This window comes from Cryobacterium sp. GrIS_2_6, from assembly GCF_035984545.1.
Taxonomy (GTDB): domain Bacteria; phylum Actinomycetota; class Actinomycetes; order Actinomycetales; family Microbacteriaceae; genus Cryobacterium.
In genome coordinates this window covers 2,890,080-2,909,939 of sequence record NZ_JAXCHP010000001.1, presented here as the reverse complement: position 1 = coordinate 2,909,939, position 19,860 = coordinate 2,890,080, and the positions used below count along the sequence as shown (strand labels likewise).

Genomic DNA, 19,860 nt, shown 5'->3' with positions numbered 1-19,860 from the left:
CTTCTGAGCGGCTGTGACCTGGCCGTCACAGAGCAGGGGCCGTCGAACCGTGACCGGACGGTCAGGAGGAGCTGAAGTTGAGCCCGCCACGTACTGAACGCCATAAGCGCTTCCGCATCTTGTCCAACGTCGCCTTCGGTTTCACCTTGGGCTTCACGCTCCTGGTCATTGGTACGGCCGGCTTCTCGACCCCGTTGTCTCATGGACTTGTGTTCGAGTTTTTGTTTGGCTCGATAGCTGCGGGAGTCGTCCTTCGACTCCGCTCGAATCCGGACTATGACCGTCCCAAAGGTTGAGAGAACGAGAAGCGGGATCTACAGCACTCAGTCTCTTAGCGTTCCAAGGCGCAATGGGAGACGAGGCGATCTAAGGATGCGTTAGGGGTAATCAGTCGATGCTGAGCGAGCGCGCGTCGTCGAGGGCGTCGGCCACGAGGTCGAGGTCGTCGTCGAAGAAGTCGTCGTAGGAGTCGAGGGTCGCCGCTACCACCCGCGGTGCTGTCGGTGCTGCACTTGGGCAGGTTCACGTTCTCCGTCCTTCCGGTCACGTGGAAAATGACCGCTTCATTGTGATTTCACCCAAATGGCAAGCGTGAATGCTCACCGCAAACGAATCGAACAGGCATACCCCGTGTGACACGCTTGGACCGTATGACGGGACAGAAGCCCCCGCTCACGCCGATTCAGGGGCCATAATTTGGCACTCGATCGGGACAAATTGAGACAAAATTAGCCAACAGGCGATTAGGTCTCGCCCCAAAAAAGAGAGGACGAGTCTCGACGGGCGCTGCCGTCTATCCATTTCCCGCTCTCGCACCGCAGTGCTACCGCGTGCGGGCGGAGCGGGACGTGGAATTCGGCGAAGTCGACTTCCTCCCGTGTGTCGTCATAGCGTGCGGAGCGGATGAAGAGGGAGAGCACGTCGCTGTAGTGTTCGAGTTTGGGGTGCTGGTGGCCGGCGAGCAAGTCCTCTTGGAGGAGGGGGTACAGATCCCATGCATCGGCGAGCTCGGCGACGTTCCCGAGCGTCGGGGCGGGGTATAAGCGCATGGGCATCCTGTCCGTACAGGTGCGAGCAAATTCCAGTGCGTCGGAGGCCGTCGCGCCAGACGGGGCCGCTGTTGGCAGTCCTCGGTTCACATAGCGGGTCAGGAACGACGCCTCGGCCGGTCCCGGGGGTGGGCGGTGCGGCGCTTCGTCGTCCGGCATGTTCCGCCGAACTCGCGATCGCCCGACGGCTCCGCCAGGGATTCATAGCTGCCGCCCTTCCGAATCCTGGCTTCTGCGTGGGCCTGTGCTGAGGTGCGTGGCTGCTGCTGTGGGAACGAGGATCTGTTGGATCGCTGGTCCGACGACGGCGACGAGCGTTTCGGTGTCCGCTGCGACGAGCGTGGGTACTCCGATGATGCGACGTCCGGTGACGATGCCGACGAGCATCGAGGAGGCGAGGCCAGCTCGGAGGACGGCGTCGGGGTCGAGGCGGTCGCGGGTGCCGACGAGCAGGCGGGACTGGATGAAGTCGCGCAGCTGCCCGCTCGCGGTGTCGTTGACGATCGCGCCGCGGAGCATCGCCATCAGCGGCTCCGACTCCTCGGCCACGCCTTCCCACGCGCTCAGGTAGGCGCGGACGACCCGTTCACCGAGGTGCTTGTCCGGCCCCTCAAATGCGGTACTGAAACGCTCCAGCGCCGCTGGGGTGATGGCCATCACCCCAGCGAACAATTCATCCTTCGACCGGAAATACTGCATCACCTGGGATGCATCCACCCCAGCGTCCAGAGCAACAAGCCGGATCGTGGTGGCGGCGAATCCTTCCCGGGCGAAACGAGCCCGGGCGGCCTTGAGCACCACTGCCCGGGTGTTCACGCCACCAGGTCGACGCCCGCGCCGCACGGTCGGTGTTGGCTGCTTCTGTATCGTCATCAACTCAATATAGCTCTTTCGCGCTTATTTTCTCAACGCTTGTTGAGTTTCTGAGTTTTTGGGCGTACGCTCGCACCGGCCCGAGAGTCGATCCCAGGATCACGAAACCAGAGGAGCTCCGCGATGAGCGAAGAACAGAGAATGTACGTCCCTTCCACCCCGCTGCCCCCGGCGCGCACCGGAGCGCTAACCGCGTTCGATCCCGGAACCCGAACCCTCCAGGCGGGCTTTCAGATCGCCCCGCAGTTCAAGCCGCTGCCAGTCGATATCCTGTTCGAGAAGGACGTGCCCGTGCAGATGCGCGACGGTGTCACCATCTACGCCGACGTCTTCCGGCCCGCCAGATCCGAGAAAGTCCCAGTCATCATGGCCTGGAGCCCCTACGGTAAGGCCCAGGGCTCCTCACTCGCCGTAATGGGCGTGTTCGGCTTGGTGGGTCTGGACAACTCGATCGTCTCCGGACTGGAAAAATTCGAAGGCGCCGATCCGGCGTATTGGGTCGCCCAGGGCTATGCGATCTGCAACCCGGACATGCGAGGCATCGTCGACGGCGAGGGCAGCAGCGTGCTCTGGGACCGACAAGACGGCCGCGACTGCTATGACGTCATCGAGTGGCTGGCGGAGCAGGAGTGGTGCACAGGCAAGGTCGGTATGAGCGGAACCTCCTACCTCGCGGTTTCGCAGTGGTTCGCCGCCGCCGAGCAGCCGCCTCACCTGGCGGCGATCAACCCGTGGGAGGGCGTCAGCGACGTTTACCGCGACCTGGTGATGCGCGGCGGCATGCCCGATACCGGCTTCGCCCGCCAGCTCCAGGAAGGCAGTTTCTTCGGCAAGAACCAAAAAGAAGACATCATCGGCGAGGTCGAAAAGTATCCGCTCGTCAACGACCTGTGGGAGAACAAAATCCCCGCGTTCGACAAGATTACGGTGCCGGCATACGTGGTGGCCAGCTATTCGAACACTCTCCACACCGCCGGAACCTTCCGCGCGTGGCGCCGGATGGCGTCGGAGGAGAAATGGCTGCGCATCCACAACACCCAGGAATGGCCCGACTATTACGACGAACAGCACCAGGACGAGCTGCGCCGCTTCTTCGACCACTTCCTCAAAGACCACGACAATGGCTGGGAGCAGACCCCCCCCGTGCGCTATTCACTGCTCGACCTTGAGGGTGGCGACCGGATCGATATCCCCGCCGACCAGTTTCCACCGGCCGACTCCGTGCCGACGAAGTTCTACCTCGACGGCCGCTCTCGCGCGCTGACCATCACGGCGCCCGGCGCCGAGGTGCCGGTGGCGTACACCGTGGCGGCTAACCCGGACGCCGTGTCTTTTCTCACGCGCTTTGCCGACGAAACGGTGCTGGCGGGCTACCCGAAGGCGCGCCTCTTCGTCGAAGCCCGTGACTGCGACGACATGGACATTTTTGTGCTCGTGCAGAAGCTCGACGCCTACGGCACACCATTGGAAGCGTTCACGGTTCCGAATCAGAGCGCAATCGCACACGACCTCACCGACCGTGGTGCGACGATTCTGAAATACAAAGGCTCAGACGGTCGACTGCGGGTCTCGCTGCGTCACCTCGACGAGACGCTGTCGACGGATGAAGTGCCCACACACACCTTCGACCGGGTCGAGAAGCTCGCACCCGGCGAGATCGTCGAGATAGAAATCGACCTGTTGCCGGTCGGGCTGGTGTTCCACCCGGGCGAGCAGCTGCGCTTCGTAGTCAGCTCCCGCAACCTGCTCGGCACGATGATGCCCGGTATCCGCGAGTACGTCGGCGCGAACAGCGGCCAGCACGTTGTTCACACCGGAGGCGAGCACGCCTCATACCTGCAGCTGCCCCTGCAATCGCGATAGCCGGTCCGAGTACCGATAGGGAGCGCTCACCGAGCGTTCCCTATGCGATTTTCGGTGTAACTCCTGACACAGGCCTTGACCCCGGAGAGTGGACACCTCACAAGAGAGAATGTTCACTCCCCGGGGTCAGCGCCAAAGACTTGACAGACCCCGCCGACGGTATGGTGCGGCAGCCCTGAGAACGGAGTCGGGCTATTGTGTGCGCATGTTTGGTTTGACGTTTGAGAAGCTGGTGTTGATCGGAGTGGTGGCGGTCTTTTTGCTGGGCCCGGACAGGCTCCCGCATTACGCAGCAGTGTTGGGTCGTGTGGTGCGGCAGTTGCGGATGTTGGCGTCGGGGGCGTCGGATCGGTTGCGAGATGAAATGGGCCCAGACTTTGACGACGTCGACTGGAAGAAGTACGACCCACGCAAGTACGACCCCCGCCGGATCATCAGGGATGTCCTCCTGGATGCTGGCGACGTAGCGCCCCATGTTCCGAGCCCACCCCGGCGACCGAGCGCCGACCCGCTTTCCCCGTCCAGCGGCGCGGCAGACACGATCTCGCCGGTACCAGCGGCGGCACCGCCGGAGTCCGGACCCCCCCCAGTCAGTCCCGCCGGGGTCTGACGACGCTCGTTGATGTTGCGAACTTCATCAGGCTACGCGGTCATACCTGCCTCCGCGTCGCGGGTGCGTTTGGCGAGTCGGCGGTCGTGGAGAGAGGCGATGCCGTAGGCGGCGAAGTAGAGCAGCACCATCGGGATGGCCAGAAGGAACATAGAGACGACGTCCGCGGCGGGGGTGGCGATAGCGGTGAACAGGATAATGATCAGGCACGCGATTCGCCAGGACTTGATGATGGAGTGGGCGCTGATAACGCCGGCGAAGTTCAGCAAAACGAGGAAGACCGGAAGGACGAACGCGACTCCGATCGCGACGACGAGTTTCAGGACGAAGTCGAAGTAGTTTTGGGCGTTGATGAACGCGGCGTCCTGGGTGGGGGCAAATCCGGTCATGAGTTCCACGACGTGGGGGAGGACGTACCAGCCTGCAGCACAGCCGGCCAGGAAAAGGGGAACGGCGGTGAAGAAAAACCCGAAGGTGTAGCGCTTCTCGGTGCGTGTCAAGCCCGGCATCAAGAACGCGAAGACCTGGTACAGCCACACCGGGCTCGACACGACCAGGCCCACGTAGAGGGAGATTTTCAGTTTCAGGTCGAACGCGGACGTGATATCGGGGTAGTTGATCTGGGCGTTCCGATGCTGCGCATGCACGATCGCGTAGATCGGCTCTCGGAGCGCGTCCCACACGAATCCAGAAAGAAACCAGCCTGCCAGGGCGCCGATCAGGATCCCGGCCGCCGCGAAGAACAGGCGCTTTCGCAGTTCCAGAAGATGCTGGCCCAGGGTCATCTGCCCGTTCGGGTCCGCACGCGAGCGAGCGCCAACGAACATGATGCCTACGGCGCCGGAGGCGGCCCGGCCGGGCCCGACGGTGTCGCGCTCTGCGCGCTGCGCCCTGGCGGGGCGGGCGCCGGGACGGAGGTGTCTGGGACGGGCGTGTCGTAGACGTCTGGTTCCGTTTTGATCTCAGCCTTGAGGATCTTCATCGACTGCCCCACACTGCGCGCCAGCCCGGGAAGTTTGGGTGCGCCAAAAAGCAGCAAAATGATCGCGAGGATGATCAGGAAATGCCATCCAGTCAAATTCCCCAACATATGGTGTGTCCTCTCAGTTCTGAGAATGTCTCAGCAACCTACACCGTCAAGGCGCGTTCGGGTCAGGGGAAGGAGCGTTATATTGCAGCAAAAGGCAAAGTCGATTCCCAAGAGCATGAAGTTTTCATCTTCTGAAATCATGAGGTTGTCTCATCTTCCGTACGCGTTGGGCGCCAGTTAGCCTTTTGAAGTCACCGTTACCTGACTGTGATGCGAGGACGGATGCACCGACGCGACACGGGTGCGAACTGGGGGTCCCGGCCGCGCCATTGACCCACAATGGCAGGAGAAGTCGATGTTCGACCAAAAATTCATCACTCATGCGATCGGCAGGAGCGCAGAATCGCCCCTCGATCGGAGGCGTTTCTTCCAGGCCGCCGGCGTTGCCGGGTTCGGTGTCGGTTCGGCGGTGCTCCTGGCCGGTCAACCAGCTTTCGCTGGCGAAAGCGGCCACGACGACGGCGACAACGGAGACGGGCCCAGCGACTCGTCCATCCTCAACTTCGCCTTGAACCTTGAGTACCTCGAGGCGGAGTTCTACCTGCGGGCGGTTACCGGCTCCGGATTGCCCGACGATATGACGACTGGTCGCGGCGATCGCGGCAGCGTCTCCGGCGGGCGTGCCGTCTCCTTCGACACCCCGCTGATTCGCAAGTACGCCGAAGAGATCGCGGCCGACGAGAAGTCCCACGTGGCCTTCCTTCGCAGCGCACTGGGGAATGCTGCCGTGTCCCGGCCGAAGCTGAGCCTCGACTCCAGCTTCACCGCAGCGGCCCGCGCCGCCGGTCTGATCGGGAGCACCGAGCAGTTCGACGTGTACGCCAACGAGGTCAACTTCTTGTTTGGCGCCTTCATCTTTGAGGACGTCGGCGTGACCTCCTACAAGGGCGCCGCACCGCTGATCAGCAATAAAACCTACCTGGACGCGGCGGCCGGCCTGCTGGCGGTGGAGGCATATCACGCCGGGATCATCCGTACAACGCTTTATGCCCTCGGCGTCAACACGCCGGCCATCTACTCCAGCGTGCAGAAGATCTCGGATGCGAGGGACAGCCTCGACGGGTCCACCGATCTCGACCAGGGCATCGGCACGGCCGACAAGGCGAATCTCGTTCCAACGGACAACAACGGGCTGGCCTTCAGCCGCACCACCGGACAAGTGCTCAACATCGCCTACCTCAACCCGAAGAAGGTACGCTCGGGCGGTTTCTACCCGGCGGGCGTCAACGGCAAGATCAACACGAGCGGCGCCAACTAAGAACCGGCCCCTTTTGCCCGGTAGTCCACAGCGGGCAGAAGGGGCCATTCCGCTCGTCGTCCGTGCCGCCAGCGCCGGACAAGCGGCACGAATGCGGGTTGTCGTAGCGCCAACGGCGTGCGCACGATCGGGACGAAATCGAACGGTGGCGGAGTCCATGGTTCCTGATAGAAGACCTGGCAATGCCTCAATACGTGCAACGCTCGCACGCTGCGACGGACTGAGAGAATTCTTTGGAAGACGCTTGAAGGCGTCCTTCGGTGCCCGCGCAGGGCGCCAGACTGAGCGTGGCACACCGAGACTTCGTCACCGGGCGCCCGTGACAACGGACCCCGGGACAAAGTGGGCCTTGTGCTCGATAGTTTCGCAATGGACACAATGAAGCTGCTGCGGTCGCCGATGCGCCCGAACAGGCGGCGTCGATGAAGCGACCGCTTCCGCGTCGATGAGTTCTTGGTGGAGGGTTTCGGTCGCTACGCGGATGCGATCGGTGACATCGGTGAATTTGAGGTCTCCCAGCAGGGCGAGCACGGCAGACTGGCCAAGAGCCCTCGTGTGGTGTCCTTCGTGAGTTGCTTTTAAAGGGCGTTGGCCGCACGCGGTCAGTGGAACCACGCGGAGCCCAATATCGACTGAAGTTAGGCTGTGGGTCATGAACAACAAACCCCAGACGTGGCATGAGAAACATCGGGATTCCCTGACCAGAGGCCAGCGTGCGGCGGACGTGGTGCGGAACGGAATGGGGAGTTGGCCTTTTGTGGGCAGCTTTGTCGGAGAAGGCGTGGGATCCGTACCCGTATATCCTGCTGAATCTATTTTTGTCGATGCTCGCCGGGCTGCAGGGTGCAATCTTGCTCATAGCCGCTAAGCGTCAGGACGCTATTGCAGGAGTGATGGCCCAACACGATCTCGACACGAATGTGGAATCGAAAAAAGAGATCGAGCTGTTGATGGCGATCAACACTCAGCAACTGCAGATATTGCGGGAGCTGCAGGTTGTGGCTTCTGGGCGCACCACGCCTCAAAGTCCAAAGTAGTTCGCTAGCGCAAAATGTTGCAGTCAAGAATGTTGGACGACGAATTCACGAAATACGACATTGCTCCCGCGAGAGTCGGGAAGACGGCGCGCTCCACCGGGTCAAGGAATACCATCACTTCAAAACTGCCGTGGTTCTTGGCGATGAAGCCAACCAGGCAAAGAGCGATGTCTGTGGCAATGCGGCGGTCAATGATCCTCCATCGCAACCGGACAAAGCGCGGACTTCGATATCCTCTCCCGTTCGCGTCTGCAATCGGACGGCGATCATTGTGCTTCCTCATCTCAATCTGCCCGTGATTCTCGCATGTGGTGCTCGTTTGTTGACGCATCGCCTGCCTTGGCAGTACCGAGCCCGGCTCCCCTCCGCTTCGTCGAGCGGTTCATCACTCCGGCGGCTCCCGGAACTTCGCCCGGCCTCCTGGGAGTGACCATTTTGGGGGTGAATCTTCTCCCTACTGACGTCCAGCTTCACCAGAATTCATGCAAGTCCGGGTCACCCCATTCGTAGCTAGGGACAGCAACCGTCTCTGAATACCCGGTCTCTCCAGGAGTGGACGCCGCCTGGCCGAGAAACTCAAGGTGCATAACGGCGTCTGCGGCATCGGGTTCAGGCCAGAAGGATTCTTCCGGGATAGCGACGAAAGCGCTTGTCGGCCCGAGGAGAAGTGTTGCCGTCACCACTGCGCCCCCGATCAACACCACTGGGATTAACGCGACTGCAGACTTATGTTTGGCGTTGAGCACCACCAAGAGACTGACGAGGGAGTCTGCGATTCGATCTGCCGTCAGGAACGAGGCACCGCCGAACGTAATTCGTCTCATGCGTACACCCTGAACTCGTATCTGTCCATGCGCAACCAGGTTGACATGATGTGCATATCGATGAGATAGCAGGCTCACAACAACGCCTCCTTCGATCTCCGCAACTTCGCCGAACACCATGCACATCTATTCGCGCGCATTTCAAGGCAACGTGTACTTCTGACTCACGTCGGCCGGATACAGGGATGGAAGGGGCCCGGCAAGATTACGAATGTTTTCGAGCTGCTGCAGCGCAGAAACCGGGGCAACTGTGAAGAGAATGTCTTACTGCGGAACGACGTTCCTAACCACAAATACCGTTGCGGATGCGCTCCTGGAGTTCGCCGCAACGCTCAGCGAGTGGCACAAATCCGAAGTAGTAGAGGTGCCGTCCTACACAGCAGACGGTAGCGAAATACTCATTCGCCTTCTCCTTGCCTCCGGCAGCGAACTCATCAGCATTCCCGAGAATACTGTGGGTGACGAACCGGTGACGCACCACGCCGTGTCCGTCCTTCGCTACGACATCAACTCTCTCGCTTCGGTGTCCAGTACTGAAAGCATCGTCACACGTGCAGTGGCATCAGCGTCCGAAGACTGGTCGACCGAGGACCACTGGGACGACGTCTACTAAACCCGGCCAACATCATCTACCAGTCATGCCCGACGATCACACTGCCGCAGCTCATCATCTGAGGTCCTGACTGAGCGAGACCAGCCCTGAACCCTCAGGCGCGGCGAGACCAGCGGCATCCTTCTACATGTCTGAACAACGACAGGACTGACGCAGGAATCTCCGCTGCAACGGGCCGCCCTACGCCCCCAGACACCTGCCCGCGTGTGACTACGCAGTGTCGAGATCCGTGCTGTCCCCATCCAGGATTGCGTTCCGAGCGCCGAGAATGTGAGCGCGCATCATTGCTTCGGCCCAGACGGCGTCGTGTGTCCGAAGCGCCGTGAGTATGTCGCGGTGATGATGATTGCTGCCTGCCCGAAATCTCCCACCATCGCGGCGAAAAACCTGCGCCATCATCGGGATACGGCCAACAGAATCGGTCAGATGGATCAGCTGCTGATTCCCCGACGCCGCCACGCTGATGTGATGGAATTCGGCGTTGAGCTCGCCAAGCCGGGTAACCCCTTCATCGTCAGTGGCGAGTACGAATTCGTCCATCGACACGATGAGATCAGCTAGTTGTCCGAGAATTTCATCGCCGATCCGGGTGGCAGCCAAACCGGCAGCTCTACTCTCCAGGCCTGCGCGCAGGTAATACGTCTCCCGCACCTGTTCCTGAGTCCACGAGGCAACCGTCGCACCACGATTGGGTGTGAAGTCAACGAAACCGGCTTCGTCCAAGCGACGCAAGGCCTCGCGAACCGGGGTCCGGCTCAGACCCAATTCTTCGGCCAAGGACTGCTCCCGGAGCACCGCTCGGGCGGGAATCTCACCCGACAGTATGCGGCGCCGAAGATAAACGAACGCGGCCTGTCCGCCTGTAACTGGCTCCGCACCGCGTGTGACTCCGGTTGTCTGCACTGACACCATGGCGTATCCATTTCATACTCACCTGCGCGCCAACAATCTGAACACGCACGATACTTTCAGGTGAGCTCGATTATTGCCCACTAGCCCCGCGGAGGCAACGACGGCCGAGAAAACGAAAGCGGGTGTGCCTCCCTTGGTCAGGTCGCGGAGGGGGGGAAAATCGCCCTGGGCTACGGGGCTACGGGGCTACGGGGCTACGGGGCTACGGGGCTACGGGGCAGCGGGCGATGCGGAGTTCGGCGACGAAGGAGACCCGGTCGGGGTCGCGGTGAGCGTGTTGTGCGGCCTCGATCATCAGGGTTCGGATCGCGTAGTGGCAGCAGAGGTGGCCCCAGATTTCCTGCTTGACCAGGTCCGGGGCCTTGGACCGCATCACCATGCGCTGGGCGCGCTGATGCGCTTTCAACTCATCGAACACAGACTCGATCTCCCACCGTTCTGAGTACACGGTCGCGAGCTCTTCCGCAGATGCCTCACCCGGATCAAGGATCGTTGTCAGCAACCGGTAGCCATCGGGATTGTCGCGGCCGTCGTCGATCGTGTAGTCCACGACCCGCACGGTCAACGGTGCTGTCGACTGCCGCCCCGGGAAGCCACGGTCGGCCAGGACCAGCATGCCCGGCCCGAAGCGCCCGGCGAGCTCCCGTGAGAGTTCAATTTCCGACGTCCTGCATGGGCCTATCGCCGCATCCAGAATCGTATGCGTCCCGCACTCGGCCAACGCCACCAGGCGCGCCTGTGGGAAGGCAGATTGCTCGCCACGGCTGACTGGCGGCCGGCCAAAGAACTCTGCATTCACCACGCTGTCGGCCAGATCCAGAATCGTTCCGTCGATGGACATCAAACGCCGCCCAGCCAACCACGAACCCGGCGTGTCCGGCCCGGCCAGGGGCCGCGCGACTCGGGCAAACAGATCCCGCACCGATTCAAATCCGAGCCGTCGACGCGCCTGGAAAATAGCCGACTTCGACGGCGGCATATAAGCGGCGCCCGCGAAGAACGCCTTGTCGCCGACCTTCGCGCGCAACGCGTGCAGGTCGGCCGCTCCCCGCAGGTAGACCGGAGCCGCGAAGAGATCATCGCGACCTGGGTCTGCGATGTTGAGCGTCCAGCCGTTGTTCGCGTCCAGGTATGACACCGCGTCGGCAAACTGCGCAGGCATCGTCGCAGTGCCTTGATGCTCGGCCCGCAGCCATTCGACGTAGGTGGCCCAGCCTTCGTTCAGCCAGATGTCCTTCCAGTCAGATGGCGTCACCGAATCGCCGAACCATTGGTGCCCGAGTTCAGGGACCACTGACTATCGGGAGACCGCGCGGGCCCGTATGGGTGGCCAGGGTGAAGTCACCGACCGTCGCCGTCGACAGGTAACTGGACATCGGGTCCGTCGCCTGCGATGACCAGGTGGTCCACCCGGCTTTGGTCCGTGGCGGGCCGGCCGCCAGACCGTTCGCAACGGCCGCCTTTCCAGCCGGCACCGTGATGTGGAACGAATACGTGGCCTTATCGTGCGGGTCGTCGTTCACGGGATACCAGGTCGAGGCGCCATCGGGTTCGTTGACCACGATCGCGCCATCCGCAGTCGTGACCCATCCATAGAGGGCGCCGGTCGTGTCGAGCGGCCGCCCGGTGCTTCCCCCGTACTCGACGATGATCGTTGTGGACTGTCCCTCCGTGAGCTTCGGCAGCAGACCGACGGTGAGCCCGTGCGCCGCCGCCTTGCCGTCCACCCGGACCGACGTGACGTCGAGACCGCGCAAATCGAAGTTGAGCGACGGCAGGTTCTGCTTCGCGCGGAGTGTGATGGTCGCGACGCCGCTGAGGCGTCCTACCAGTACCGCGGGGTCCCTCGGTGGCGCGTGACGAAGGGCGAGGTCGTAGTGCAGCACGTCGTAGCCGCCGTTGCACTATCAGGCGCGAGCCCTCATGCGGCGTCGGACGAAGCCGAGGATGATGGTGGGCAGCATTCCGACGCCGACCGCAAGCAGGAGGCCGAGAACCAGGAGAAGCGAAGTACGTGCTTGCGCGATCAGCGGTGCCCTCTCCTGTCTGACCCGATCGAGGGGGTACTCGATCATCTTGGACACGGACTGGACGACCGACGAACTGCTGCTCCTCGACAGTTGTTCGAAGGCGGCGTCGAAGCCCTGCGGGCTTCCTGGTGCACCGAGTTCGCCGGCAACCACCGTGGTCGTCGCGCCATCGAGAATCGAGGTCTTCACAACGAGGCCGTGCTTGGTCGTTACGAACCCTTTCGCCGACAGGGCGGAGGTGGTGGCACCTTGCGAGTATCCATAGACCTCGAAGATTGCAGCGGCATCGATCTCCTCGACGCCATCTTTCAGCTCGACGGCAACCCTCGGTCGCCCCCAAGGGAAAGCCGTGTTCATGAGAATGGCAGCGTCTTCGAACCCAAAGACTTTGACGGGCATCGCCGTCGGACCATCTAGTTTCAAGCCTGGGTAGCCGACGGATTCGCCGACCCGGTTGGCTTCCGCATCACCGGCCATGTCGGCGATGACTTTGAGTGAGCCCGGGATGCTGGAGGTCACGCCACCGGTAGTCGTTACTCGGCCGTCTTGGACGTAGCGCTGTCCGGTGACCCAGGAAACCTCGGGGTTCGAAGTTCTGAGCGCGGCGATTCGGGACCAATGGGACGTCGCGCGAAGCCCATCGAGAACTCCGGAGGCGGCGAGCAGCCGGGAGCCCGCACAAATGCCGAGGATGCGAGCGCCCGCGTTGTACTGGTTGACGATGAACTCGCGCGCCGCGGCCTCCTCGGGCCCCGACGGACTGTTCACGGCCGGCACCACGACCAGGTCAGGCGTGGGTGCAGCACCAGCCGCCACCTCACCAAAAGTGTGGGTCGGCACGACCCACATGCCACCGTCGACGACCGCCGGGGCGGCGGAGGCGGCAATCGTGTAGACGAAGAAGTCGGGTGAACTGGCCAGAACGTCATATGGCGCGAGAACGTCGGCGGTGTCGGATCCGGACCGGCCGAGAATGACCGCAACGACGAACTGCCCGTGGAGCGGCACGGCGCCAGGCTGAGGGGGTGGCGCCCCGATGCTCGCCGCGGAGGCAGTCTCAGCGCTCGATTGGGACAACCCGGTGACCGCTATGGCGGCGAAGGCGGTAATAGTGAGGGTAGTGGCGAGTGTGATGCTGCCGACTCGGCGGGCGATTTTTGACACGACGATCTCCTGGTGAGCGGGGGGTTAGCGGGTGAGACGGGAAAGGAAGTCGGAGATTATCCGAGCGAACGCCGGGGACTGCGTCCAATGCAAGTAGTGGCTTCCTTCGAGCACGTTGAGTTCGTGCGTCGTGACGTTCTCGAGTTCGGCCTCGTGGTTCGGCAACCATTGGGGCATCGTCCGAACGCTGTCGCTCGAGAGGATCTCGAGCACCGGCAGGTCCGAGGCGAACGGCTGCATCGCGGTTTTGGTCGAGTTGGCGCCGATGCGGCTCCATTCGTCGGAGACCGACGCGTTGACGTAGTTCCAGTTGGTCATCACGGCGATGCGGTGCCGCTCCTCCGCCGTATAGGCAGACCCTGGAGGCTGAACCAGGTCGGGTGCGATCGTCGTGACCACGCGGAAGAGCCCGGTCGCGGCCTGCATGCTCTCGACGGTCGAGGGTGCGCCCTCATCAAGAGACGACGACAGGGCGGCGGTAGGGTCGACGCCAACGATCGCCATCACCTCGTCCGGGTAGGCGTTCGCGTAGTAGCGGGCGTAGATGCCGCCGATTGAATGGCCGACCAGGATCACCGGCTCGTCCACCCGAAGCTTGGCCAGGACCTCGTGCAGCTCGCGGGTGATGTTCTCGATGGTGCGATCACTGACGTTCAGGTCACTGTAGCCGTAGCCGAAGCCCTCGACCACGATGACGTTGAACGCGTTCAGCTGGCGGATGAGCGGGGCGAAGTCGATTGCCGGTGCCGGCGTCCCATACCCGCTCAGGAGCACCATCGTCGGCCCGGTCCCGCCGTTGCGGTAGACATTGATGTCGCCGGCGTCGATGGCGACCTTCTTCCCATACGGCACGAGGTCGGCGTGTTCCGAGGTGTTCAGTGCCACATTGACGGTCGTCGAGACGGCCGTGAGAGCCAGGACAACAGCGAGGCCGATGCCGGCGGCGCGTGCGATTCTGGGGAAGTTCATATCAGGCTCCATCGGATTCGGGAGGTAAGGGGGTCGCGGATTCGCCGCGCCGACGTGCGTGTTTGCGGGTATGACTTCACGGTAGGGTTCGGTTGTCGGCCCACCTAGGACACGCTGTTGACGATCTCGGCCACGGAGGAAGACAGTGAGCGAACTACGCATCGTGATCGTCGGGTTCCCGTCCGTGCAGATCCTCGACGTGACCGGGCCCCTTGAGGTGTTTTCCACCGCCTCACGATTCCTGCCGATCGCTCGGTACGCCACGGAACTCGTGAGCACCGATGGCGGGCCGGTGCTATCGACGAGCGGCCTCGAGTTCGCGACGGGACCGATCGATGCAGTGGTCGGAAACATCGACACTCTCGTGGTCGCCGGGGGCCGGGATATGGAGGAAGCTGCGGGCGATCCGAGGCTGGTCGACAGCATTCGGCGGCTGGCGTTGGTGTCGCGGCGGGTCGCATCCGTGTGCTCAGGCGCGTTTCTACTCGCTGCCGCGGGCCTTCTGGACGGTCGCCGCGCGACCACCCACTGGGCCGAGTGCGAGGTGCTTGGGCGGGCCTACCCGGAGGTCATGGTCGACCCCGATGCCATCTATGTGCAGGACGGCAACGTCTGGACCTCGGCCGGCGTCACGGCCGGAATCGACTTGGCCTTGGCGTTGGTTGCCGATGACCATGGCCGCAAGGCCGCTGCGACCGTAGCGCGGCGCCTTGTCGTGTACCTCCGCCGTTCGGGCGGCCAGGCGCAGTTCTCAGCGCTGCTGGCCGCACAGTCCGCGAACGACGAGCCCATCCGTGACGTGTTGGCCTGGCTCCCTGACAACCTGACCGCCGATCTCTCCATCTCTGGTATGGCCACTCGCGCCCACCTCTCGGAGCGCCAGTTCAGTCGGGTATTCAAGTCCGAGGTAGGCATCACGCCGGCCGAGCATGTGGAGGCGGTGCGGATGGAGGCAGCGTGCAGTCTTCTCGAGACGACGATGCTGACAGTGGAGGAGATCGCGCGAGCATGCGGATTCGGCACCCCTGAAACCATGAATCGAGCGTTCCGGCGCCGCCTCAACACCACCCCGACCAACCATCGAGATCACTTCGGGTCCGACTGACCGTGCCAAGTCTCCGCGATTGACCGAGTGATCATTGACCGAGTGATCAATGTAGAGTCGGAGCATCGCTTCTCCCTCGCACGCCCCCACGAAAGCCGCAGCATGAACCTCCTCGCACCTCAGAAGACGCGCGCGACCGTGCTTCGCACCGTCTTCAGGATGACGCTGGGAGCCTTCCTCCTTCTCGCCGGCATCAGTCATCTCACCGTGAACCGGGAGGCGTTCCTCGCCCAGGTGCCCACCTGGGTGCCGATGGCGGGGGACTTCGTCGTCCTGGCCTCAGGCGTCGTCGAGATCGTCCTCGGCGCTTCCCTACTCGCCCTGGGCAGGTACCGGGTGCAGGTCGGCTGGATCGTGGCGGTCTTCTTCGTTGCCATCTTCCCCGGCAATATCTCGCAGCTGGCGACGCATACCGATTCCTTCGGGCTGAACACCGACCTCGAGCGCAGCGTGCGGCTGCTGTTCCAGCCCGTGCTGATGCTGTGGGCGCTCTGGTCCTCTGGCGCCTGGCTGGCGTGGCGCCGGTATCGCGCCGCCCGGCGTACCGAGGGAGACGGCTGATCGATGGGCGGCCCCAAGAAGCCCGAACAGGAGCGCTGCGACGCGATCCTCGCCGCGGCGTACGAGATCGCCCTCGGCGAGGGTCTCGATGCCGTCACCGCGCGCCGGGTGGCCACCGCGGCCGGCATCTCCACGGGCCTCGTGTTCTTCCACTTCCAGTCGAAAGACGGTCTGCTGGAGGCGCTGCTCGGCGTACTGCTCGACGGCACGCTCGACGCCCTGTCCGACTCCGGCCTGGCCCGGCTGGAACCGTGGGACCGCCTCGAGCGGATGATCCGGGTCGAGCTGGAGCGCCTGGTCGAGTACCACGATGCGGTCGAACTGATCTTCGCGTTCTACTTCTCCCGACGTGACGACCTGTTCCGCGCCCGCATCGAATCGAGCTTCGGGCGCTACCTCGCGGCGTTCTTGCCGGTCTGTCGTGAGGTCGCCACCGGGACCCGCGTCCAGGGTGACGAACTCGCGGAGACGGTGGTCGCTCTGGTCCAGGGTGCCTCGATCCAGGCGATCCGCAACCCGGAGATCTTCAGCCCGGAAGCGATCCTCGCGACGCTCCGAGCGGTGCGCCCGGCCTGATCGGAATGGCAAGAGCGCTTGCTCCGGTCTGGTGGGCTGCGCCGGGACACAGCGATCGGATCGCCTGGCCGAAAGCGGCCAGGCGATCCGATCCTGGGCTCAGAGGCTCAGAGGCTCAGAGACTCAGAGACTCAGAGACTCAGAGGCCCTGGGCCAGCCGGTAGTACGCCTGGTTCCAGCGGATCCCGTGTTCGAAGCTCCGGAGGTCTGTCGTCGCATCGATGACGAGAAGCTCCGTCTTCGCGATGTCGGCGAAGTCGGTGAACGCTTCGAGGCCGACCGCGGTCGACATCACGGTGTGGTGCGCCGCACCAGCGGTGAGCCACGCGGCCGCCGAGACCGCGAAGGACGGTTCCGGCTTCCAGACGGCGCGGCCGACCGGCAGCTTCGGCAGGGGAGCGGTGGGCTCGACCACCTCGACGACGTTGGCGACGAGGCGGAACCTGTCGCGCATGTCACTCATCGCAACCACGACGGCGGGTCCAGGATCTGCCGTGAATACGAGGCGCACGGGGTCTTCCCGGCCGCCGATGCCGAGCGGGTGGATCTCGAGCGTCGGCTTCGCGGTTGTCAGGCTCGGGCTGACCTCGAGCATGTGGGCACCCAGGATGACTTCCGCTCCGGGGGTCAGGTCGTAGGTGTAGTCCTCCATCAGGGAGGCGCCGCCGGGGAGCCCGGAGCCCATGACGTTGGCGGCGTGCACGAGGATTGCCGTCTTCCAGTCGCCTTCGGCGCCGAAGCCGTAGCCGTCGGCCATCAGGCGCTGCACGGCGAGTCCGGGGAGCTGGCGGAGGGCTCCGAGGTCTTCGAAGCTCGTGGTGAACGCGCCGAATCCGCCCGCTTCCAGGAAGGACCGGAGGCCGATTTCGATCGCGGCACCGTAGCGCAGCGACTCGTGACGCTCGGCGCCCGCCCGTAGCTCAGGAGCGACGTCATAGAGTTCCTCGTACTCGGCGACGAGGGCGTCGATCTGGTCCTCCGTGGCCTGGGCGACGGCCTCCGCGAGTTCGTTGACGCCCCACGTGTTGACCTGCACGCCGAACCGCAGCTCTGCCTCGGTCTTGTCACCCTCGGTGACCGCGACGTAACGCATGTTGTCGCCGAACCGGGCGAGCTTGAGGCTCTTGGTCGCAGCCCAGCCGGCGGCGGCACGGGTCCAGGTGCCGATCTGCGCGGTGACAGCGGGGCTCGTGGCGTGGCCGACGACCGTCTTCCTGGCGACGCCGAGGCGAGTCTGGATGTAACCGAACTCCCGGTCGCCGTGCGCGGCCTGGTTCAGGTTCATGAAGTCCATGTCGATGTCCGCCCACGGCAGTTCGACGTTCGCCTGGGTGTGGAAGTGCAGCAGGGGCTTCTGGAGGGCGTCGAGCCCGGAGATCCACATCTTCGCGGGAGAGAACGTGTGCATCCATGCGATCAAGCCGATCACGTTGTCGGCGGCATTCGCCTCGAGGATCGCGCGCTTGATCGACTCCGAATCCTTCAGCACCGGCTTCCACACGATCGTGATCGGAATGTCGGATGCTGCCGCGAGCGTGTCCGAAATGGCGCGCGACTGCTCCGCCACCTGTCGAAGGGTCTCCTCGCCGTAGAGGTTCTGGCTGCCGGTGAGGAACCAGACCTCGTAGGAGGTCAGGTCGGGAGTGATGCGGTTGCTCATAGGGTGATTTCCTTCAGTGAGAGTGCGTCAACGGCGGTACGTTCGACGGCGAGGCCGGCGGAATAGCGTGCAAGGTAGGTGGTGAATCCGGCGACGTCTGTCGGATCCGGCTGGGTAGTGTCGAACGCGGTGTTCGCGAAGACCTGTTCGTCGAGGTAGTCGTCGAGGCTCTGGCCGTGCTCGGCGGCCCGCAGGTAGGACGCCAGCACCGCGATGCCCCAGGCGCCGCCTTCCGAGGCCGTTTCGGTCACGGTGACGGGGGTGCCGAGCGCCCCGGCGAGGAATCGCTGCGCGACCCCTGCGGTGCGGAACATGCCGCCGTGGGCGAACATCTCCTCGATCACGACGCCCTCGTCGGCAAGGACGCGCATCCCGAGGCTGAGCGTGCCGAAAACGCCGTAGAGCTGGGCCCGCATGAAGTTCGCGAGCGTCAGCCGGCTGTCCGGCGTGCGCACGACGAGGGGTCTGCCCTCGCTGAGGCCGGCGATCGGCTCGCCCGCCAGGTGATTGTAGGCCAACAGCCCACCGGCGTCCGCCTCGCCCTCGAGTGCTTCGCGGAACAGCGCGTCGAACACGACATCGCTGGCGAGCGGCTGGCCGGCGACCGCGGCGAACCGGGCGAAGAGGCCGACCCAGGTCGCGAGTTCGCTCGCACCGTTGTTGCAGTGGACCATCGCGACGGGGTCCCCGGCGGGAGTCGTGACAACGTCGAGCTCGTGGTGCACATTCTCGAGCGGTCGTTCGAGCACGACCATGGCGAAGATACTCGTGCCCGCACTGACATTGCCCGAGCGGGGGGCGACAGATCGGGTCGCGACCATTCCCGTTCCGGCGTCACCCTCGGGCGGGCAGAGGGCCGCGCCGGGCTTGAGCGTGCCGGTCGGGTCGAGAAGCCGGGCACCCTGTTCGGTCAGGGCCCCTGCGGGCTGACCCGCCACAAGCACCTCCGGCAACAGGTCGACGATGCCTGATCCGGGCGTGCCGGCCGCGGAGAGCCCGTCGTATCGCGCCACCAGCTCGGCATCGTAGGTCTTCGTGAGCGCGTCGATCGGGAACATGCCCGATGCGTCGCCGACTCCCAGGACTTTCCGACCCGTGAGCCGCCAGTGCACATAACCGGCAAGGGTGGTGAGAAAGGCGATCTCGGGGACGTGCGGTTCGTCGTCGAGGACCGCCTGACGGAGATGTGCAATGGACCAGCGCAGCGGGATGTTCACGCCGAACAGGTCGGTGAGTTCCGCGGCAGCAGGGCCGGTCGTCGTGTTCCGCCAGGTTCTGAAGGGCGCGAGGAGGTCGCCGGCCGCATCGAACGCGAGGTATCCGTGCATCATGGCCGAGACGCCGATCGCCGCGAAGCCGTCCGGGCGTAAGCCGTAGCGTGATTCGGCATTGTCGATGAGGTCGGCGTAGGCCGCCTGCAAGCCAGACCACACGTTCTCGAGCGAATAGGTCCAGACCTGTCCGACGAACTCGTTGTCCCACTCGTGACTGCCGACCGCGATCACCTGGGACGGGTCGTCGCCGATCAGGCACGCCTTGATCCGGGTCGACCCCAGTTCGATCCCGAGCGAGAGGCGCCCCGCACGGAGGTCGTCTCGTGCGGAATCGCCGGGGGAAACGGTACTCGATGTCGACACAAGACTCCTTTGACTTACGCATGTGATCG

Annotated in this window: 19 protein-coding genes and 2 pseudogenes; 8 read left to right on the top strand and 13 right to left on the bottom strand. The window is 63.7% G+C overall.

Going from position 1 to position 19,860, the window contains the following annotated elements; translation table 11 throughout:
- Positions 1 to 743 precede the first annotated feature (743 nt).
- Positions 744 to 1,049 (bottom strand): hypothetical protein, encoded by a 306-nt coding sequence (locus RCH22_RS14265; RefSeq protein ID WP_322136645.1) that lies wholly within the window; start codon positions 1,047 to 1,049, stop codon positions 744 to 746.
- Positions 1,050 to 1,250: 201 nt separating this feature from the next.
- Positions 1,251 to 1,865 (bottom strand): TetR family transcriptional regulator, encoded by a 615-nt coding sequence (locus tag RCH22_RS14260; RefSeq protein WP_327014461.1) that lies wholly within the window; start codon positions 1,863 to 1,865, stop codon positions 1,251 to 1,253.
- A gap of 180 nt (positions 1,866 to 2,045) precedes the next feature.
- Between RCH22_RS14260 and RCH22_RS14255 the strand changes: the two genes are divergently transcribed.
- Positions 2,046 to 3,785, top strand: coding sequence for a CocE/NonD family hydrolase (locus tag RCH22_RS14255; RefSeq protein ID WP_322140593.1), 1,740 nt, complete (start codon positions 2,046 to 2,048; stop codon positions 3,783 to 3,785).
- Positions 3,786 to 3,990: 205 nt separating this feature from the next.
- Entirely contained in the window at positions 3,991 to 4,395 is a 405-nt protein-coding gene (locus RCH22_RS14250) for a twin-arginine translocase TatA/TatE family subunit (RefSeq protein WP_322140594.1), read from the top strand.
- A gap of 32 nt (positions 4,396 to 4,427) precedes the next feature.
- Here the strand turns inward: RCH22_RS14250 and tatC are convergent, their stop codons facing one another.
- Positions 4,428 to 5,180, bottom strand: coding sequence for a twin-arginine translocase subunit TatC (gene tatC / locus RCH22_RS14245; protein WP_322136641.1), 753 nt, complete (start codon positions 5,178 to 5,180; stop codon positions 4,428 to 4,430).
- A 47-nt stretch (positions 5,181 to 5,227) separates the two neighbouring features.
- Positions 5,228 to 5,485, bottom strand: coding sequence for a twin-arginine translocase TatA/TatE family subunit (locus RCH22_RS14240; protein ID WP_322136640.1), 258 nt, complete (start codon positions 5,483 to 5,485; stop codon positions 5,228 to 5,230).
- A gap of 295 nt (positions 5,486 to 5,780) precedes the next feature.
- On the opposite strand from RCH22_RS14240, the gene RCH22_RS14235 reads away from it, so the two are divergent.
- Together RCH22_RS14235 and RCH22_RS14230 are read left to right on the top strand one after the other, a co-directional pair.
- Entirely contained in the window at positions 5,781 to 6,743 is a 963-nt protein-coding gene (locus tag RCH22_RS14235) for a ferritin-like domain-containing protein (RefSeq protein ID WP_322136639.1), read from the top strand.
- A gap of 767 nt (positions 6,744 to 7,510) precedes the next feature.
- Positions 7,511 to 7,780, top strand: a complete 270-nt coding sequence (locus RCH22_RS14230; protein WP_323508156.1) for a DUF1003 domain-containing protein — start codon at positions 7,511 to 7,513, stop codon at positions 7,778 to 7,780.
- Between the two features lie 470 nt (positions 7,781 to 8,250).
- Here the strand turns inward: RCH22_RS14230 and RCH22_RS14225 are convergent, their stop codons facing one another.
- Positions 8,251 to 8,724 (bottom strand): hypothetical protein, encoded by a 474-nt coding sequence (locus RCH22_RS14225; RefSeq protein WP_322136637.1) that lies wholly within the window; start codon positions 8,722 to 8,724, stop codon positions 8,251 to 8,253.
- A gap of 139 nt (positions 8,725 to 8,863) precedes the next feature.
- Here RCH22_RS14225 and RCH22_RS14220 point away from each other — a divergent pair, with 139 nt between their 5' ends.
- The gene (locus RCH22_RS14220; RefSeq protein WP_322189253.1) at positions 8,864 to 9,217 is read left to right on the top strand and encodes a hypothetical protein; all 354 of its coding nucleotides are present in this window, start codon (positions 8,864 to 8,866) and stop codon (positions 9,215 to 9,217) included.
- A gap of 210 nt (positions 9,218 to 9,427) precedes the next feature.
- Here RCH22_RS14220 and RCH22_RS14215 read toward each other — a convergent pair whose 3' ends face one another.
- From RCH22_RS14215 to RCH22_RS14190, 6 genes and pseudogenes are all read right to left on the bottom strand, one after another.
- Positions 9,428 to 10,129 (bottom strand): GntR family transcriptional regulator, encoded by a 702-nt coding sequence (locus tag RCH22_RS14215; protein ID WP_322136635.1) that lies wholly within the window; start codon positions 10,127 to 10,129, stop codon positions 9,428 to 9,430.
- A 202-nt stretch (positions 10,130 to 10,331) separates the two neighbouring features.
- Positions 10,332 to 11,102: pseudogene (locus RCH22_RS14210) on the bottom strand (transposase); the annotation flags it as partial.
- 72 nt (positions 11,103 to 11,174) lie between these two features.
- A pseudogene (locus tag RCH22_RS14205) lies at positions 11,175 to 11,384 on the bottom strand (M1 family aminopeptidase); the annotation flags it as partial.
- Positions 11,385 to 11,412: 28 nt separating this feature from the next.
- The gene (locus RCH22_RS14200; RefSeq protein WP_322136634.1) at positions 11,413 to 12,015 is read right to left on the bottom strand and encodes a hypothetical protein; all 603 of its coding nucleotides are present in this window, start codon (positions 12,013 to 12,015) and stop codon (positions 11,413 to 11,415) included.
- Between the two features lie 21 nt (positions 12,016 to 12,036).
- Positions 12,037 to 13,167 (bottom strand): DJ-1/PfpI family protein, encoded by a 1,131-nt coding sequence (locus RCH22_RS14195; protein ID WP_327014460.1) that lies wholly within the window; start codon positions 13,165 to 13,167, stop codon positions 12,037 to 12,039.
- Positions 13,168 to 13,347: 180 nt separating this feature from the next.
- Positions 13,348 to 14,292: an alpha/beta hydrolase gene (locus RCH22_RS14190; RefSeq protein WP_322136632.1), complete on the bottom strand. Its 945-nt coding sequence runs from the start codon at positions 14,290 to 14,292 to the stop codon at positions 13,348 to 13,350.
- A 163-nt stretch (positions 14,293 to 14,455) separates the two neighbouring features.
- Between RCH22_RS14190 and RCH22_RS14185 the strand changes: the two genes are divergently transcribed.
- From RCH22_RS14185 to RCH22_RS14175, 3 genes are all read left to right on the top strand, one after another.
- Positions 14,456 to 15,397, top strand: a complete 942-nt coding sequence (locus RCH22_RS14185) for a helix-turn-helix domain-containing protein (RefSeq protein ID WP_327014459.1) — start codon at positions 14,456 to 14,458, stop codon at positions 15,395 to 15,397.
- 102 nt (positions 15,398 to 15,499) lie between these two features.
- Entirely contained in the window at positions 15,500 to 15,958 is a 459-nt protein-coding gene (locus RCH22_RS14180; RefSeq protein ID WP_322136630.1) for a hypothetical protein, read from the top strand.
- Between the two features lie 3 nt (positions 15,959 to 15,961).
- Positions 15,962 to 16,534: a TetR family transcriptional regulator gene (locus RCH22_RS14175; RefSeq protein WP_322136629.1), complete on the top strand. Its 573-nt coding sequence runs from the start codon at positions 15,962 to 15,964 to the stop codon at positions 16,532 to 16,534.
- A gap of 139 nt (positions 16,535 to 16,673) precedes the next feature.
- Here RCH22_RS14175 and araA read toward each other — a convergent pair whose 3' ends face one another.
- Both araA and RCH22_RS14165 read right to left on the bottom strand, forming a co-directional pair.
- Complete coding sequence (gene araA / locus RCH22_RS14170) at positions 16,674 to 18,194, bottom strand: L-arabinose isomerase (RefSeq protein WP_322136628.1); 1,521 nt, start codon at positions 18,192 to 18,194, stop codon at positions 16,674 to 16,676.
- Entirely contained in the window at positions 18,191 to 19,831 is a 1,641-nt protein-coding gene (locus RCH22_RS14165) for an FGGY-family carbohydrate kinase (RefSeq protein ID WP_322189257.1), read from the bottom strand. The genes araA and RCH22_RS14165 overlap by 4 nt, the downstream gene beginning before the upstream one ends.
- Positions 19,832 to 19,860: the final 29 nt, after the last annotated feature.